General features: G+C 67.7%; 12 protein-coding genes. 5 read left to right on the top strand and 7 right to left on the bottom strand.

Annotated features, from left to right (window positions below):
* Nucleotide 1: 1 nt before the first annotated feature.
* Genes ABQE89_RS15350 through ABQE89_RS15320 form a run of 7 tightly spaced genes read right to left on the bottom strand, consistent with a single transcriptional unit; the run spans nucleotide 2 to nucleotide 8,284 of the window.
* Nucleotides 2-931, bottom strand: a complete 930-nt coding sequence (locus tag ABQE89_RS15350; protein ID WP_448418036.1) for an acyl-CoA dehydrogenase family protein — start codon at nucleotides 929-931, stop codon at nucleotides 2-4.
* 5 nt (nucleotides 932-936) lie between these two features.
* A complete protein-coding gene (locus ABQE89_RS15345; protein ID WP_448418034.1) occupies nucleotides 937-2,076 on the bottom strand; it encodes an acyl-CoA dehydrogenase family protein in 1,140 nt (379 codons plus the stop codon).
* A 14-nt stretch (nucleotides 2,077-2,090) separates the two neighbouring features.
* On the bottom strand, nucleotides 2,091-3,254 hold the full coding sequence (locus ABQE89_RS15340; protein WP_448417972.1) for a CaiB/BaiF CoA transferase family protein: 1,164 nt from the start codon (nucleotides 3,252-3,254) through the stop codon (nucleotides 2,091-2,093).
* Entirely contained in the window at nucleotides 3,247-4,161 is a 915-nt protein-coding gene (locus ABQE89_RS15335) for an SDR family NAD(P)-dependent oxidoreductase (protein ID WP_448417970.1), read from the bottom strand. The genes ABQE89_RS15340 and ABQE89_RS15335 overlap by 8 nt, the downstream gene beginning before the upstream one ends.
* A gap of 60 nt (nucleotides 4,162-4,221) precedes the next feature.
* Nucleotides 4,222-6,069, bottom strand: coding sequence for a flavin-containing monooxygenase (locus ABQE89_RS15330; protein ID WP_448417968.1), 1,848 nt, complete (start codon nucleotides 6,067-6,069; stop codon nucleotides 4,222-4,224).
* Nucleotides 6,069-7,439, bottom strand: coding sequence for an aromatic ring-hydroxylating oxygenase subunit alpha (locus tag ABQE89_RS15325; protein ID WP_448417966.1), 1,371 nt, complete (start codon nucleotides 7,437-7,439; stop codon nucleotides 6,069-6,071). The genes ABQE89_RS15330 and ABQE89_RS15325 overlap by 1 nt, the downstream gene beginning before the upstream one ends.
* Nucleotides 7,439-8,284, bottom strand: coding sequence for an SDR family NAD(P)-dependent oxidoreductase (locus tag ABQE89_RS15320; protein ID WP_448417964.1), 846 nt, complete (start codon nucleotides 8,282-8,284; stop codon nucleotides 7,439-7,441). The genes ABQE89_RS15325 and ABQE89_RS15320 overlap by 1 nt, the downstream gene beginning before the upstream one ends.
* A 137-nt stretch (nucleotides 8,285-8,421) precedes the next feature.
* Here ABQE89_RS15320 and ABQE89_RS15315 point away from each other — a divergent pair, with 137 nt between their 5' ends.
* Genes ABQE89_RS15315 through ABQE89_RS15295 form a run of 5 tightly spaced genes read left to right on the top strand, consistent with a single transcriptional unit; the run spans nucleotide 8,422 to nucleotide 14,545 of the window.
* Nucleotides 8,422-10,014, top strand: a complete 1,593-nt coding sequence (locus tag ABQE89_RS15315; protein ID WP_448417962.1) for an SMP-30/gluconolactonase/LRE family protein — start codon at nucleotides 8,422-8,424, stop codon at nucleotides 10,012-10,014.
* On the top strand, nucleotides 10,011-10,760 hold the full coding sequence (locus tag ABQE89_RS15310; protein WP_448417960.1) for a GntR family transcriptional regulator: 750 nt from the start codon (nucleotides 10,011-10,013) through the stop codon (nucleotides 10,758-10,760). Before ABQE89_RS15315 ends, ABQE89_RS15310 begins: the two co-directional genes overlap by 4 nt.
* Nucleotides 10,757-12,310, top strand: coding sequence for an AMP-binding protein (locus ABQE89_RS15305; RefSeq protein WP_448417958.1), 1,554 nt, complete (start codon nucleotides 10,757-10,759; stop codon nucleotides 12,308-12,310). The genes ABQE89_RS15310 and ABQE89_RS15305 overlap by 4 nt, the downstream gene beginning before the upstream one ends.
* A 1-nt stretch (nucleotide 12,311) precedes the next feature.
* A complete protein-coding gene (locus tag ABQE89_RS15300; protein WP_448417956.1) occupies nucleotides 12,312-13,088 on the top strand; it encodes an SDR family NAD(P)-dependent oxidoreductase in 777 nt (258 codons plus the stop codon).
* Nucleotides 13,085-14,545 carry an acyl-CoA synthetase gene (locus ABQE89_RS15295; RefSeq protein WP_448418032.1) on the top strand — a complete coding sequence of 487 codons (1,461 nt, stop codon included), beginning with the start codon at nucleotides 13,085-13,087 and terminating at the stop codon, nucleotides 14,543-14,545. The genes ABQE89_RS15300 and ABQE89_RS15295 overlap by 4 nt, the downstream gene beginning before the upstream one ends.
* Nucleotides 14,546-14,570 lie beyond the last annotated feature (25 nt).

The raw sequence follows: 14,570 nt of genomic DNA, 5'->3' as shown, positions 1-14,570 counted from the left end.
CTCACCGTTCACCGCCGCTGTAGAGCCCGGTCAGTCCCCGTCGCCCCGCGCTGCGGGTGAGCAGGTCGCGGGTCGCCGAGAGCCCCCACGGCAGCCGGCGCAGGGGTTGGCTGTAGCGCGACAGCCACGACAGCGTGGTCTCGTCACAGAACCCGACCGCGCCGTGCAGTTGATGACACACCCGGAACACCACCTCGGCCGCCTCCAGCGCCGACATCCGCAGTGCCAGAGCGTCGTCGAGCGCTTCGGGCCGGCCGGTGGCGATGCTCCACAGCGTGTACTTGGCGAGGATGTCCAGCCCGCTGCGCTCCACCTCGGCGTCGGTGAGCTGGAACTGCACGCCCTGAAACGACGACAGCGTCTGCCCGAACTGCTTGCGCAGGCTCACGTGCGCGATCGTCAACTCCAGCGCGCGGTCCAGCATGCCCAGCAGCGTCCAGCACGGCAGCGCCAGGCCGAGCGCAATGTCGTCGGCGCCGGCGTCGTCGATCGCCGCCAACTGAAGTTCGGTGACGAAGGCGGGGCCCGCGGCCGCCTGCCCGGTCACCATGCTGCGGGTGCCGCCGACATCGACGGTGGCCCAACGGGTCTCTAGCCCCACCACCGGCCCGGCGGGGCGGTTGCCTGCGATCACGATCAGTCCGTCGGCGTCGAGGCCGGCGGGCACCGCCAAGCGCTCGGCCACCGGGTAGGGCAGCGCCCAGTGGCCGGCGCTGCGGCACAGCGCGGCGGCGGCCTCCAGGCCGTCGGTGTCGCCGCGCGGGTCCAGATCCCATGCGCCGAGTTCGGCCAGCACCGGGCCGACCAGCGATTCACGCAACTCGGGTTTGGCCTCGGCCTGCTGCACCAGCAGGTCACCGCCAGCGGCCTCGAATGCCCGAAGCGCTTGGCGCCCGTACTCCTTGGCGTCGTCGGACAGATCGAGAATCATCTCGCTCATTTCGCCGCCGCCAACAGCGCGCGGGACAACAGGATCCGCTGCATCTCGATGCTGCCCGAGGACACGGTGGATGCTTGCGAATAGCGCCAGTGGTCCTCGACTTCGTCGAGAAACCACGTCGCGTTCGGATCGTCGTGGCGCACCTCGGCGGCGATGTCGGACAACACCTCCGCGCTGTCCTGATCGAGTCTGGTGACCGCGATCCGGTACGCGGCGGCGTCGCCGGGTTGGACTCGTCCGCTGCTCTGCATCGACACCACCCGGTAGGCCATCAGGCGGGCGCGGCGGCAGTGCGTCAGCATCCGCATCCACCGACCGCGCAGTTCGGCGGGCAACTCGCCCCAGCGGTCGCCCAGCACGGTGGGCGCCGCGGCCAGGAGGCGTTCGCAGCGCGCGTAGCGGGCGATGCCGACCCGCTCGAACGACATCACGTCCTGCACGACCGACCATCCCTCGTCGAGGGTGCCCAGCACATCGGCCTCGGTGACCCGCAGGTCGTCGAAGAACACCTCGTTGAGGTGGTGCGGGCCCAGCATGGCGCGGATCGGCCGCACCTGGATCGCCGGATCGTCCATCGGGACAAGGAAAATGGTCACGCCTTGTTGCTTCTTCTGGCCCTTCGACGTTCGCGCCAGCAGGAAGCACCACTGCGCCATCGTCGCGTAGGACGTCCAGATCTTCTGCCCGCTGACCAGCCAGCCGTCGCCGTCACGACGCGCACTGGTCCGCAGCGACGCCAGATCCGAGCCGGCCTCCGGTTCGGAGAACCCCTGACACCAGATCACCTCACCGCGCGCTATCGGCGGAAGGTGCTTGCGTTGCTGTTCTTCGGTGCCGTGGCGCATGATGATCGGCCCGACCCAGTTGACCCCCATGTACTGCGCCCCGCGCGGTTCGTGGTGCGCCCACATCTCCTCGCGCACCACCGTCTGCTCCCACACCGAGGCGCCGCCTCCGCCGAACTCCTCCGGCCAGGCCATGCACAGCAGGTTGCGCTCGGCCAGCAACCGGCAGAACCGCTGCGCCGTCTCCAGGTCGTCGGGGTCGTCGGTGAATGCGCCCAGAAAGCCGTCGGGTATATGTTCTTTGACCAACGTGCGCAACTCGCCGCGCAGCTGCGCGGCCTTCGGCCCCATCTCGAAATCCACCGCTACCCCGATCCCGCGGCTTGATGTTCGGTCAGCCCGAGCTCGGCAAGCACGTCGTCGGTGTCGGCCCCCAGCAGCGGCGCCGGACCCGCAACCTTGCCGGGGGTGCGCGAGAACCACGTCGGCACACCGGGAAAGCGCACCGGCCCGTGCGGGGTGTCCACGGTCTCGAACAGCCCGACCGCGTTGAGGTGTTCGTTGTCGAACAGCGCGCCCGGGGTGTTGAGCGCGGCGGCGGGGATCTCGAGCTTGCGGAACAGCGCCAGCCACTCGTCGGTGGTGCGCTCCGTCATGGTCTGCGCCACCAGCCCGTACACCGCGTCGATGTTGTTGGCGCGCAGTTCGAGTGTGGCGTAGTCGTCGCTGTTCCACGCGGGCCGCACGGCGTCGACGAACGCGTTCCAGTGTTTGTCGTTGTAGATCAGCGCGGCGATGTAGCCGTCGCTGGTGCGGTACGGCCTGCGGTTGGGCGCGACGGTGCGCGGGTAGACGGCGGGCCCGAGCGGAGGGTCGAACATGGCGCCGTTGGCGTGCTCGACGAGCATGAACGCCGCCAACGTCTCGAACATGGCGACCTCGACCTCCTGACCCTCCCCGGTGCGCTCGCGGTGGAAGAGCGCCATCGTCGTCGCATACAGCGCGGTCAGCCCGGCGACCTTGTCGGCCATGATGGTGCCGACGTAGTCCACTTCACCGGTCAGTTGCTGTTGGACGGCGGACAGTCCGCACTCGGCCTGGATGGTGTCGTCGTAGGCCGGACGGTCGCGATCAGGTCCGCGGCGGCCGTATCCGTAGCAGTTCGTGTAGATGATGGCCGGGTTGATCGCCGCCACGTCGTCGTAGCCGAAGCCCAGCTTGGCCACCGCCTTGGACCGCATCGAATGGATGAACACGTCGGCACGTTCGATCAGTGCCCGCATCACCGCCTTGCCGTCGTCGGTCTGCAAATCGACCACGACGCTGCGTTTACCGCGGTTGACGTTGACGAACACCCCGCTCATGCCCGACTCCGGTCCCACCGAGATGAACCGCGTGTTATCCCCTTGTGGCGGTTCGATCTTGATGACGTCAGCGCCCATGTCCGCCATGATCTGCGTGCAGTAGGGGCCCGCCACCATCGCGGTCAGATCCACCACACGCACGCCCGCCAGTGGTCCGCTAGCCATGGTGAGCTCCCGTGGCAGCCATCGCGAAGCTGTACCGGATGTGGTCGCCGTGACCGTCGGGGACGACGGGAAAGACCAGTGGCTCCGACATGTCGCGGATGGCCGCGAGATGCTCCCCGACCTCTTCGATCGACCAGGACGGCCGGTACACGCCGGGACTCTCGGCGACGACGGCCCGAGCGATCCGGCCCGCCAGCGCGATCAGCACTTCCCCGGTGACCGAACAGGATTCGTGCGCCAGCCAACCGACCGCGGGTGCCACCAACTCCGGTCCCATCGGCGGATAGGCCGAGGTGTCGATGCCCTCGGCCATTCGAGTCACCGCAGCGGGCACGATCACGTTGCTTTTCACCCCGTGCTCGGCGCCCTCCATGGCCGCCACGTTGGACAACCCGATCACGCCCGCCTTGGCGACGGCGTAGTTGGCCACCCGGTGGTTTCCGTAGAGTCCGCCGATCGACGACGTCAGCACGATGCGGCCGTAACCGGCGTCGCACATCACCGGAAAGGCCGGTCGCACCACGTGGAACGCGCCGCGCAGATGGACGTCGAGCACGGCCTCGAAGTCGTCGTAGGTCATCTCCTTCAGCGACGCGTAGCGCACGATGCCCGCGTTGTGGACGACGATGTCGATGCGGCCGAAGCGCTCCAATGCCGTGTCGACGATCGCCTGACCGCCCTGCGGAGTGGCTACCGAGTCGACGCTGGCGACGGCTTGGCCGCCCGCCGTGGTGATTTCGCGCACCACCTCGTCAGCTGGTGTGGCGTTGACGCCGTCACCCGCGAGGCCGCCGCCGGGATCGTTGACGACGACCTTCGCGCCGCGCGACGCCAACAGCAGCGCATACGACCGGCCCAGTCCACGCCCGGCGCCGGTGACAACCGCGACCCGGTCATCGAATCTCATAGCAACCTCCGATTTGTGTGCGGAAAGGAGCGCTCACCGCTCCTAAACGCACACAAATCGCTAGTTTCCGAGGACCAGGCCATCGAGATCGCCCTTGTCCCGCCATTCGGCCAGCAGGTCGCCGAACGCGTAGAAGCCCGGCCCGTAGGGTTCGCCGAGGTGTGACCGGATACCTTCACCGCCGCCCCCGCCTTCGTTGTTGTAATAGCCCGGGGTGCACGAGGCGTCGAAAGCCGAGTTGTCGATGGCGGTTTCACGGATCGTGCGGCACCAGTTGTCCTGGGCCTGCTGGGTCGGCTCGACGGTGGTGGCGCCGCGGGCGAGGGTCTCGGCGATGATGTAGGCGATGTGCTCGCCCTGCAGTTCGTAGTTCGCGGCGATGTTCGCCGAGATGCCGACCTGGGTGAAGCCGGTGAAGAACTGGTTGGGGAAGCCGCGGCTGGTCATGCCGTGCAGGGTGTGGTAGCCCTCGCGCCAGTAGTCGTAGAGCGAGCGCCCGTCCCGGCCCTCGATGGCGTCGATGGAGTAGCGCCTGCTGATGTCGGTGGTGATCTCGAAACCGCTGGCGTAGATGATGCAGTCGACGGCGTACTCGGTGCCGTTGGCCACCAATCCCTTCTCGGTGATGCGCTCGACGCCCTGCGACGACGAGACGTCGACCAGCGTGACGTTCGGACGGTTGAACGCGGGCAGGTACTCGTCGTTGGACAGCGGCCGCTTGCACAGGAACCGGTAGTAGGGCTTGAGCGCCTCCGCGGTCGCGGGATCCTCGACGAGGTCGTCGATGCGGCGGCGCAGCCGCTCCATCAACTTGTAGTCCTCTTCTTCCCGGATCGCCATGAACTGTTCCGGCGTCAGCGACGTCGGATCGTCAAGTGCCATCACCCGGGCCGCGGTGTTGCGGCCCAGTTCAGTCCAGAAGTCGCACACCAGATCCGGCTGGCCCGGCGCCATCCCCTCGAACGTCCAGGCGTGGAAGTTGCGTTGCCGCTCCTTCTGCCAGCCGGGCTGCAGCGTCTTGACCCATTCCGGGTCGGTGGCCGTGTTGTTGCGCTCGTCGACGGTCGACGGCGTGCGCTGGAACACGTACAGGTGTTGGGCGTCGCGGGCCAGATGCGGCACGATCTGGATCGCGGTCGCACCGGTGCCGATGACGGCGACCTTCTTGTCGGACAGCTTGTGCAGGCCGCCGGTGGAGTCGCCACCGGTGTAGTCGTAGTCCCACCGCGACGAATGGAAGCTGTGCCCCTTGAACTCCGTGATCCCGGGGATGCCGGGCAGTTTGGGCCGGTGGAACGGACCCGAGGCCATCACCACGAACCGCGCCCGGATGTCGTCGCCGCGGTTGGTGCTGATGCGCCAGCGCTTGGCGTCGTCGTCCCACCGCAGATCGCGCACCTGGGTGGAGAAGATCGCCTTGTCGTAGAGGCCGAAGTGCTTTCCGATGTTGCGGCAGTGCTGATAGATCTCGGCGCCGTCGGCGAACTTCTTGCTCGGCATGAAGTCGAGCTCTTCCAGAAGCGGGATATAACAATATGATTCGTTGTCGCACTGGATGCCGGGATAGCGGTTCCAGTACCACACCCCGCCGAAGTCGCCGCCGAGTTCGATGATGCGCACGTCGTCGACGCCGGCCTTCTTCAGGTGCACCGCCGACAGCAGGCCGCCGAACCCGCCCCCGAGGACGGCGACGTCGATCTCCTCGGTGATCGGGTCGCGCGGCGCCACCGGCGTGTACGGATCGGTCTCGTAGTAGCCGGCGAACTCGTCGGTGAGCTCGACGTATTGTTTGGAACCGTCGGGGCGCAACCGCTTTTCGCGCTCCAGGCGGTACTTCTCCCGCAGCGGGTCGATGTCGACGTCGTCGGGGGTTTCGGTCGGCGCGCAGCCGCTGCCAAACATCGTCATCAGAGTTCCCGTGGTTGGCCGGTGCCCATGTACTTGGACAGTTGATGGTGCAGGTTGACCGTGCTGCGTTCGCGGTACGGATTGGGTCTGGTGCCACTGAAGCCGAGCGACTTCATCCCCTGCTGTACGGCTGCCATGTTGGAGAAGTCCTGCGGCAGCACCGACAGCCAGTTCGGGCTGTCCTTCGGGGTGTACTCCCATTCGGTCTGGGGCTCTTGGCCCTTCGGGAACAACTCGAAGACCGCGACCTCGAAGATGCACTTGTTCGGGTCGTAGCTCGGGTGCGGTCGTGCGCTGTAGCACAGCGCACTGGTCAATCCCTGACCGATCTGGAAGTTCGGGAACAGCTGCCACGCGGTGCCGGCCTGCCCGAGGATGTCGGGCGGGATCGTCGGCCAGATCACCCCGCGGGCCTCGTCGTCGCGGCGCGCCGACGACAGCCAGTGTTCGAGCACCTTGTCGGCCGGAGTGCCCTCGGGCAGTTCGTCGACCAACCGCTTGGCGGCGTTGACCAGCGTCTGCGTGGTGGTCGCGTTGGTCTCCTCCATCGTGTAGACCTGCATCTCGGCGGTCGACACCCGGGGATCTGCACCGGTGCCAAGCCTGATCTTGGATCTGGTGGCCTCCAGGTCTTTCGGCGCCTCGTAGCCGATGTTGCTGTGCTTGCCCTGCGCCTTGGCCCAGCCCTTGAACTCGCCGAACTTGTTGAACTCCGGATGGGTGGTGAACACGTGGTAGGTCTCGTTGAAGGCCTCCATCGCGACCTTCCAGTTGCAGTCGAAGTACAGCCACTTGCGCCACTTGTAGCGCATGTTTTCCAGACCGAACGGGTCGAGGATCTTGGCGGCCGGGAACAGGTAGTCGGCCAGTGGTTCGCAGTCGGGGTCCATGTTGACGAACAGCCAGCCACCCCAGGAGTCGACCTTGACCGGCACCAGGTGGGTGTTCTGCGGTGTCAGGGCGCCCTTCCAGTCGTCCTGTTCCCGAATGTGGGTACACGCGCCGTCCAGACCGTATGTCCAGCCGTGGAATCCGCAGACGAACGACTTGCGCGCCTTGGCGCACGCGTTCTTGGCGCCCTCGGGGGTGTCGACCAGTCGGCGGCCGCGGTGCATGCACACGTTGTGGTGCGCCGCGAATTCGTTCGGGCCCGTTCGTACGATGATGATCGAGTCGTCGAGGATGTCATAGGTCAGATAGCTGCCCACCTCGGGCAGTTCTTCGACACGGCCCACCTGCTGCCACACCTTGCGCCACAGCTTGTCGCGCTCGGCGCGGGCGTAGTCCTCGGAGATGTAGGCCTCCACGCCGATCGTCATCGGCTCGGACAGCTCTTCGGAGGCATCGACTTTCGCGTCCAGGTCGGTCATCAGAATCTCCTTATCGCGCTGCGGAAACCTTCGTCCTTGAGGAACAGAGACGTGTTGTCGGTGCCGAGGTGGGTCCACTTGAGGTTCAGCCCGCCGTCGACGAGAAGCGTCTGGCCGGTGATGTAGCTCGACAGGTCCGACAGCAGAAACAGGATGGCGCCGGCTTGTTCTTCGGGTGTGCCGCGCCTACCCATCGCGATCGCGCGGCGGTCCCGCTCCGGATCTTCGTCGACATAGGTGCGCGAGGCGGCGGTCTCGGTCACCCCCGGTGCGATCGCGTTGACACGGATGTTGTCGAGGGCCAGCTCGACGGCCATGGTGCGCGTCATCGCGGCCACCGCGGACTTGGCCGTGCCGTAGGCGATGTGGAACGGGGCGGTGTTCAGTCCGCTGATGGAGGACACCGAGACGATCGATCCCGGCTTCTGCCGACTCCGGATCTCGGCGGCCACGGCCTGGCTCATGAAGAAGGCCGTCTCGAGGTTGGCGGCGAACAACGCCCGCCAGTCCTCCCGGGTGACGCGGGTCGAGGGCATCCACGTCGACGGTGCGGCGCCGCCCGCGATGTTCACCAACCCGTACAGGTCGCCGTCGGTCCGGTGCACCCGGTCCATCACCGCGGCGATGCCCTCGTCGGTGGAGGCGTCGGCGGCCACGGGCACGACCTGTAGGCCCCGCCGGGCCAGCGGCGCGACGTGTTCGTCGAGGTTCTCCGACGACCGGCTCACCGCGACCACCGTGGCGCCCGCCTCGGCCGCCATCCGGGTCACCGTGGTGCCGATTCCACCGCCACCGGCACCCGAGACGACGACCACCCGCCCGGCCAGGCTGAGAAGACCGGCCATGCTATTTGTCCGGACAACGTATGATGCTCTGCATATCGCAGAACACTATTCCGCAGCGGTTATCACGGCGTCAAGGCCACGCGTTGGATGAATTTAGATATTGTCTGGACTAGCCTGGCTTGATAACGTCCGAGGTCATGACCGTTCCCACGACGCGGTACCCCGCGACCGCCCCGGCCACCACCGACGGTTGGCGGCTCGACAGGATCACCGCGCCGAGCCGGTTGTTCGGCGCGAACGGTCTGCGCACGGGGCCCGACGGCCGTGTCTATGTCGCGCAGGTGACGGGCAGCCAGATCAGCGCGTTGGACCTGGCCTCCGGCCGGCTCGACACCGTGAGCCCCAAGGGCGGTGAGATCATCGCGCCCGACGACGTCGCGTTCGACTCGGGCGGCAACCTGTTCGCCACCGAGGTGATGGACGGGCGGGTCAGCGTGCGCGAGCCCACCGGCACCACCCGGGTGCTGCGCGACGATCTACCGTGTGCGAACGGCATCACCGTGCATCGCGACCGACTGTTCGTCAACGAGTGCCGCGACGGCGGCCGGTTGATGGAACTCGATCGAGCCACCGGCGCGACCCGGGTTCTTCTCGAGGACCTGCCGTCGCCCAACGCGATGGAGGTCGGCCCGGACGGGTGGCTCTACTACCCGCTGATGACGGCCAACGAGATCTGGCGGATAGACCCCGACGACCCCGGCGAGCCCCAGCGCGTCGCCGCCGACCTCGGGGTGCCCGACGCGGTGAAGTTCGACGCAGCGGGCGACATCGTCAGCACGCAGGTCGCCAGTGGGCAGGTGCTCCGGATCGACCCGCGCAGCGGTGAGAAAACCGTTCTGGCCCAACTGAATCCCGGATTGGACAACCTGACGTTGGCCGGCGACCGGTTGTTGGTGTCGAACTTCACCGGTGAGATCACCGAGGTGCTCGGCTCCGGCCAGACCCGCACCGTGCTCGCGGGCGGGCTGAACTGGCCGCTGGATCTGGCGGTCGGGCAGGACGGCACGCTCTACGTCGCCGACGGCACGTACTTCTACGCCGCCGCCGACGACGGGTCACTGCGCACCGTCGGGATGCTGTTCTCCCCCGGCTACCCCGGCTTCCTGCGGGGGTTGGCGCCCGCGGGGCCCGGTGTTTTCGTCGTCTCGACGTCGGGCGGCCAGATCGGGCGCTACCGGCCGAATGACGGCGAAACCGACTACCTCGCAGACGGATTCGATCAACTCTACGGTGTCGCGATCGGCCCGAATGACACCGTGATGTTCGCCGAACTCGGCACCGGCCGGGTGCACGCGCTGCACTCGGGCAACGTCGAGGTGGTGGCGTCGGGCCTGCAGGACCCGGTCGGTGTGGCGTTCGCGCCCGACGGGGTGCCGCTGGTGGCCGAATCGGGCGCGGGCCGGGTGGTGCGCGTCGACGGGTCGACGCAGCCGGTGCTCGACGGTCTGCAGCGGCCGCAGGGCATCGCCGTCGCAGGCCGGCAGCTCTACGTCGTCGACGCCGGCGCCAAGGAGGTGGTGGAGTTCGACATTGCCAGCGGCGAGCGCACCACGATCGCCACCGGTCTGCCCGTCGGCGCGCCACCCGGAGTGACTCCCAAGCCGCTGCGGGGGATGCCGCCGTTCTCCGGCCCGCAGGGCCCGTTCGCGGGCATCACCGTCGGTGCCGACGGCACGCTGTTCATCTCGGCCGACGGCGACGGCAGCATCCTGGCGTTGCGCCGCACATGACCGTGACCGCCGCCAACCACCGCTATCTCCAGGTCGCACGCACCCTGCGCAAAGAGATAGTCGACGGGGTGTACCCGGTCGGTTCCCAACTGCCGACCGAGCAGCAGCTGTGCGAACGTTTCGAGGTGAGCCGTTACACCGTTCGCGAGGCACTGCGCCGGCTGCGCGAGGACAACCTGGTGGCCTCCCGCCCCCGCGCAGGCACTCTGGTGGTGCCACGTCCGACCACCAACAGCTATGTGCAGGACGTGGTCTCGATCAACGACCTGCTCGCATTCGCCTCCGGCGCCCAGCTGACGATCGAGTCCAACGCGATGGTCACCCTCGACGACGACCTCGCCGCGCGCACCGGGCTGACCGCCGGAACCGAGTGGTTGGCCGTGCGCGGCTACCGGCGCGCCGAGGACAGCGCCGCCCCGGTGTGCACCACCGAGTACTACATCAACCGGGCGTTCGCGGCCGTCGGCCGGCTGCTGCAACGCCACTCCGGTCCGATCTTCCCGCTGATCGAGGATTTGTTCGGGGTGAGCATCGTCGAGGTGCGCCAGGAGATCTCGGCGATACCGGTGTCCGCCGAACTCGCCGACGCGCTCAAGGTCGCACCGGGCAGCGCCGCCCTGGAGCTGCAACGCACCTACACCACCTCCGACGGAGAGGTCGCGCAGGTCACCGTCAACACCCACCCGTCCTCGCGGTACCGGCACACGATGACCATGCGCCGAGTCAGGCGCCAGGCGGGCCAATGAGGGTCGACGAGTCGCGCGCGGCCGACGCCTACCGGCGCGGGCTGTGGGTTCGCGAGACCCTTGCCGACTCACTTCGCGACGCCGCCAGGTCCACCCCGGACCGAACCGTGTTGGTGGACGGCGACATCCGACTGGACTGTCAGAGCCTTCACCGCCAATCCATGGCGATGGCCCACGCGTTGACCGCCCGGATGCCCGCCGGCAGCACGGTGTCGTTCATGCTGCCGAACTGGCACGAGGCCGCGGTCATCTACCTGGGCGCGACGCTGGCGGGCATGGTGGTCAACCCGATCCTGCCGTCGCTGCGCGACCGCGAATTGCAGTTCATCCTGTCGGATGCCGACACCAGGGCGGTCTTCGTCCCCGCCGGCTTCGGCGGTCACGACTATGCCGCGATGCTGAGCCGGGTCGTCGCCGGGGTCGCGTCACCACCCGAGGTCGTGGTGCTGCGCGGGCCCGCCGGCGGGCACACCTCCTACGAGTCGTTGGTCGCCGAGACGGATCCGGCGGTGCTGCCGGTGCTCAATCCCGACGCGGTGCGCATGATCCTGTACACCTCCGGCACCACCGGCCGTCCGAAAGGCGTGCTGCACAGCCATAATTCGATCCACGCCCTGATCCGTCAGATCGGCGAGCACTGGCTGGTCGCCGCGGGCGACTCGTTTCTGGTGCCGTCGCCGATCGCCCACATCGGCGGCTCCATCTACGCGTTCGAATGTCCGCTGCTGCTGGGCACGACGGCGGTGCTGATGGAGCGCTGGGACGCCGACGCCGCGGTGAGCCTGATGCTCGCCGAACGCAGCACCCACATGGCTGGCGCCACAACGTTTCTCGACGGACTACTCGCCGCCGCCGAACGCGCCGAGACCCGCCTGCCGGATCTGAAGGTGTTCATCTGCGGCGGCGCGTCGGTGCCCCCGTCGCTGATCCGCTCCGCGGCCGACTACTTCGACCACGCCGCGATGAGCCGGGTGTACGGGTCCACCGAGGTGCCCGTCACCACCGTGGGATCGCTGCACGACATCGAGCATGCGGCCGACACCGACGGCCGGGCCGGTATCGCCGACATCAAACTCGTCGACGGTGAGATCTGCGCGCGTGGCCCGCAGATGCTCGTCGGCTATCTGCACACCGAGGACGAGACCGCCGCGTTCGACGACGAAGGTTATTTCCGCACCGGCGATCTGGGCCGCTGGGTCGACGACGATCATCTCGTCGTCACCGGCAGGGCCAAGGACATCATCATCCGCAACGGCGAGAACATCTCGCCCAAGGAGGTCGAGGACCTGCTGATCGGCCATCCGGGCATCGCGGAGATCGCGGTCGTCGGGGTGCCCGACGACCGCACCGGTGAACGGGCCTGCGCGGTGATCGTGGCCGGCGATGCTCCGGCGCCGGAGCTGTCCGACATCCGAGAGCTGTTGATCGGACAGGGGCTGGCCAAGTTCAAGATCCCCGAGCGGGTGGTGGTCTGGGATGCGCTGCCCAAGAACGATGCGGGCAAGATCCTCAAGCACCAGATCCGGGCGACTCTGCTGAAGGGGAAATGACATGGCGCAAGTGGCGATCGTGACCGGGGCGAGCAGCGGCATCGGAACGGGCTGCGCGACAAAGCTCGCCGAGATGGGCATGGCGGTGCTGGGCACCGGCCGCGACGAGGCCCGGCTGGCCGAACTGGAGGCGGCGATCGGCGATCCCGACCGCGTGGCCACCGTCGCCGCCGATCTGACCGCCGAGGACGCGCCGCGGCGCATCGTCGACACCGCGCTCCAAAGATGGGGCCGCATCGACTTTCTGATCAACAATGCGGGGGTGGGCAGCCCCAAACCGCTGCACGAGACCGACGACGAGTCGCTGGACTACTTCCTCGGCCTGATGTTGCGCGCACCGTTCCGATTGGCCCGCGAGGCCGTGGTGCACATGAAGTCCGGGTCGGCGATCATCAACATCACCTCCACCTTCGCGGTGGTCGGTGGGCTACGCGGCGGGGCATACTCGGCGGCCAAGGGCGGAATGACGGCACTGACCGCCCACATCGCCTGCCAGTACGGTCCGCAGGGCATCCGCTGCAACGCCGTCGCGCCCGGAGTCACGCTGACCCCGATGGTGGCGACCAGGCTCGATGACGACCGGTTCCGCAAGATCAACACCGAGATGACGCCCTATCCGCGGTTGGGCGAGGTCGACGACATCGCCGCCACCGTGGCGTTTTTGTGCTCCGAGGGAGCAAGCTTCATCAACGGCCAGACCATCGTCGTCGACGGCGGGTGGAGTTCGACGAAGTACCTGTCGGACTTCGCGTTGAACTCCGAATGGGTCGCGCGTTGAACCTGTTCCAACTTCTCGAGCAGTCCGCGAGTCGCTGCGGTGACCGGGGCGCGGTGTATCACGGTGAGCGCCAACTGCACACCTGGTCCGAACTGCGCACGCGCGCGCTGCGGCTGGCCACCACGCTGGGGGCGCCGGGCGCGCGCATCGCGATCGCCAGTGAGAACCGCCCGGAGATCGTCGAGTTGATGTTCGCCGCGTGGGCAGCCGAGTGCGTGGTGGTACCGCTGAACTACAAACTGCACCCCCTCGAGATGGAACAGATCCTCGACGATGCGGGCGTCTCGCAGGTGTTCGCGTCGCCGAAGATCGGCGCCGAGCTGGCGCCGCTGACCTCGGTGCCGATCGAAGCCGTTGACTCTGCGGCCTATTCGAGCCGGTTGGCCGCCGAGCCCATCGCCTCGCCGCGCGACACCGATCCGTCGGCGCTGGCGTGGTTGTTCTACACCAGCGGCACCACCGGCCGCTCGAAGGGCGCGATGCTCACCCACCGCAACCTGATGGCGATGACCGTCGCGCACCTGGCCGACTTCGACTCCCCCGACCAGAACTGCAGTCTGGTGCACGGCGCGCCGATGTCGCACGGCTCCGGGCTCTACGTACCGCCGTACGTGTTGCGGGCCGCGCGGCAGGTGATCCCCGCGTCGGGCGCCTTCGAACCGGAGGAATTCCTCGACCTGTGCGAACATCATCCCGGCTGCAGCGCGTTCCTGGCACCGACGATGGTGCAGCGACTGGTGGCCACCGGCCGCCCCCGCCCTGCCAACCTGAACACGGTGGTCTACGGCGGCGGCCCGATGTACGTCGACAGCCTGAAGAAGGCGATGGCGGCGTTCGGCCCGATCTTCGTCCAGCTCTACGGACAGGGCGAGGCGCCGATGACGATCACCGGACTGCGCCGCGCCGACCACGTAGGCACCGACGACGCCATCCTGGGCTCGGTCGGCTACGCGCGGTCAGGGGTGGACGTCGCGGTGCTACGCGAAGACGGCACCCCGGCCGCCGTCGGCGAGGTGGGTGAAATCGTCTGCCGCGGTGACGTGGTGATGGTCGGGTACTGGACCAACCCGGAGGCCACCGCGAAGACGCTTCGGCACGGCTGGCTGCACACCGGCGACATGGGCTCGTTCGACGAGCGGGGCTTTCTGACGCTGCGCGACCGCTCCAAGGATGTCGTGATCAGCGGCGGCAGCAACATCTATCCCCGCGAGGTCGAGGAGGTGCTACTCGAGCACCCCGGCGTGGAGGAGGCCGGCGTCGTCGGCGCTCCCGACGAGGAGTGGGGCGAGGTCGTGGTGGCGTTCATCGTCGGCTCGGCGTCGGCCGAGGAACTCGACGCGCATCTGCTCGAGCGCATCGCCCGGTTCAAACGGCCGAAGCGTTACGAGTTCATCGACGAACTGCCGAAGAACAGTTACGGGAAGGTGCTCAAGCGCGCCCTGCGCGAGCAGACGTAAAGTGCGCGCGACACGCCGCGGATGG

The sequence above is a fragment of the Mycolicibacterium sp. XJ1819 genome, from assembly GCF_053483675.1.
Note: the sequence above shows the minus strand (reverse complement) of the source record. Positions and strands in the feature narration are given on the sequence as shown.

Coding starts and splice junctions, on each gene's coding strand:
- ABQE89_RS15350 (WP_448418036.1), bottom strand. CDS start 931: ATGATTCTCGATCTGTCCGACGACGCCAAGGAGTACGGGCGCCAAGCG.
- ABQE89_RS15345 (WP_448418034.1), bottom strand. CDS start 2,076: ATGGGGCCGAAGGCCGCGCAGCTGCGCGGCGAGTTGCGCACGTTGGTC.
- ABQE89_RS15340 (WP_448417972.1), bottom strand. CDS start 3,254: ATGGCTAGCGGACCACTGGCGGGCGTGCGTGTGGTGGATCTGACCGCG.
- ABQE89_RS15335 (WP_448417970.1), bottom strand. CDS start 4,161: ATGAGATTCGATGACCGGGTCGCGGTTGTCACCGGCGCCGGGCGTGGA.
- ABQE89_RS15330 (WP_448417968.1), bottom strand. CDS start 6,069: ATGACGATGTTTGGCAGCGGCTGCGCGCCGACCGAAACCCCCGACGAC.
- ABQE89_RS15325 (WP_448417966.1), bottom strand. CDS start 7,439: ATGACCGACCTGGACGCGAAAGTCGATGCCTCCGAAGAGCTGTCCGAG.
- ABQE89_RS15320 (WP_448417964.1), bottom strand. CDS start 8,284: ATGGCCGGTCTTCTCAGCCTGGCCGGGCGGGTGGTCGTCGTCTCGGGT.
- ABQE89_RS15315 (WP_448417962.1), top strand. CDS start 8,422: ATGACCGTTCCCACGACGCGGTACCCCGCGACCGCCCCGGCCACCACC.
- ABQE89_RS15310 (WP_448417960.1), top strand. CDS start 10,011: ATGACCGTGACCGCCGCCAACCACCGCTATCTCCAGGTCGCACGCACC.
- ABQE89_RS15305 (WP_448417958.1), top strand. CDS start 10,757: ATGAGGGTCGACGAGTCGCGCGCGGCCGACGCCTACCGGCGCGGGCTG.
- ABQE89_RS15300 (WP_448417956.1), top strand. CDS start 12,312: ATGGCGCAAGTGGCGATCGTGACCGGGGCGAGCAGCGGCATCGGAACG.